At 44.9% G+C, this 1,538-nt stretch carries 4 protein-coding genes; all 4 read left to right on the forward strand.

The window, feature by feature from the left end; all coding sequences use genetic code 11:
- A partial coding sequence (locus C6H66_RS24240; RefSeq protein WP_105396990.1) for a phage holin, lambda family occupies positions 1–198 on the forward strand: 198 nt, incomplete at its 5' end.
- Positions 195–605 carry a structural protein gene (locus C6H66_RS24245; protein WP_105396991.1) on the forward strand — a complete coding sequence of 137 codons (411 nt, stop codon included), beginning with the start codon at positions 195–197 and terminating at the stop codon, positions 603–605. The genes C6H66_RS24240 and C6H66_RS24245, both read left to right, overlap by 4 nt.
- Positions 602–1,048, forward strand: coding sequence for a lysis protein (locus C6H66_RS24250; protein WP_105396992.1), 447 nt, complete (start codon positions 602–604; stop codon positions 1,046–1,048). The genes C6H66_RS24245 and C6H66_RS24250 overlap by 4 nt, the downstream gene beginning before the upstream one ends.
- A gap of 8 nt (positions 1,049–1,056) precedes the next feature.
- Entirely contained in the window at positions 1,057–1,386 is a 330-nt protein-coding gene (locus C6H66_RS24255; protein WP_105396993.1) for a hypothetical protein, read from the forward strand.
- Positions 1,387–1,538 lie beyond the last annotated feature (152 nt).

Genomic DNA, 1,538 nt, shown 5'->3' on the forward strand with positions numbered 1-1,538 from the left:
GTGGAATGTAAAAACAAATGGGCTGAATGTTTGTTATGTGGCGTTCTGTCATGGGCGATATCCAGTGGTATTGAAGCGTTCGGAATTTCATCCGGGGTATCTCCAATGATAGGCGGCGCTGTAGGGTTTATCGGTGTTGATAAAATCAGAGAAATGGCTATTCGTGCCATTAACAAACGCATTGGTGATGACAAATGACCAGAGGCATACGAAACAACAATCCCGGTAATATCGACTATAACCGTTTCAACGACTGGAAGGGGCAGTTACCTTATGATCCAAAGATTGAATCGCGTTTCTGTCGGTTTGAAGTCCCTGAATATGGCATTCGAGCGCTGTTCAAGCTACTGCAAAACTACCAATGCAAGCACAATCTGAACACAGTCAAAGAGATTATCAATCGTTACGCACCGCAACACGAGAACCACACTGAAAATTATATTCAGTTTGCGGCTAAGAAGGTGGGTGTCTCTGCGAATGATCGGATATCTACCCAAGACAAGATAACCCTGTTCGCTTTAGCTGAGGGCATTATCAAGATGGAGAATGCTAATCAACAACCCTATTCAGAGGAAACGTTTGAGAAAGCGTGGTCATTGTTATGAAAGCCTACGAGAAGATAATACTTGTTATTATGGCCGGGCTCATTGCTTGGTCTAGTTGGTTGATGACATCGTTAAACGCAGCAAGTGATTTAAATAAAAAACTAACGACTGATCTCAATGAACAAGTCGACATCAATACTCAACAGCAAACGCGGATACAGCAACTCGCAGAGCTGGACAAGACTCACACGCAGGAACTTGCTCATGCCAAATCTGAAATTGATGCTCTTCGTGGTGATGTTGCCGCTGGTCGTCGTCGGTTGCGCATCGCAGCCACATGTCCAAAGAGTGAAGCCACTGCCACCCCCGGCGTGGATGATGCAGCCCGCCCCAGACTGGAAGACTCCGTTGTCAGGGATTATTTCACTCTCACCGAAAGAGTAACAACGATGCAGGCACAACTAGAGGGCTTGCAGGATTATGTTAGAACCCAGTGTCAGTAGGTGAAGAAATGAAAACGGAAGTTGACTTGATTTACTTTGAAAAAAACAGAGAAGAGAAAACGCAACTCAGTAAATACTACGTATCACATACAAATTCAAAAACAATTCTTGAACAAATTCTTGTTATTGAAAAAGACCGATTCGGTAGATATACCCCAAAAATGGAATTTACTGATTTCCCTGAGTTGGAATCGGAGAAAGAAGCTGCTTTAAAACTGGCCGACTGGATGCGACGCATGAGTGAAGCGATAGAAGATCACTGGCAGGACAAGAAGCAGTATCCAGAGCCAGCTTCTCTTGCTGAACAATGGAAAGCATTACCATCGCAGAGCAAATGATTCTTGGCTTGCAGGACTACATCAAAACTCAGTGCCAGTAACAGCCCCGCGATTGCGAGGCTTTTTTATATCCGTATTTCACCGCGCACCGCAGCGCAATCCACACCGAACCGTTTAGAAATGAGCCTTTGAGGATACCGGCTATGGCTGGC

The sequence above is a fragment of the Photorhabdus hindustanensis genome (genome assembly GCF_002968995.1).
GTDB lineage: Bacteria > Pseudomonadota > Gammaproteobacteria > Enterobacterales > Enterobacteriaceae > Photorhabdus > Photorhabdus akhurstii.

Coding starts and splice junctions, on each gene's coding strand:
- C6H66_RS24245 (WP_105396991.1), top strand. CDS start 195: ATGACCAGAGGCATACGAAACAACAATCCCGGTAATATCGACTATAAC.
- C6H66_RS24250 (WP_105396992.1), top strand. CDS start 602: ATGAAAGCCTACGAGAAGATAATACTTGTTATTATGGCCGGGCTCATT.
- C6H66_RS24255 (WP_105396993.1), top strand. CDS start 1,057: ATGAAAACGGAAGTTGACTTGATTTACTTTGAAAAAAACAGAGAAGAG.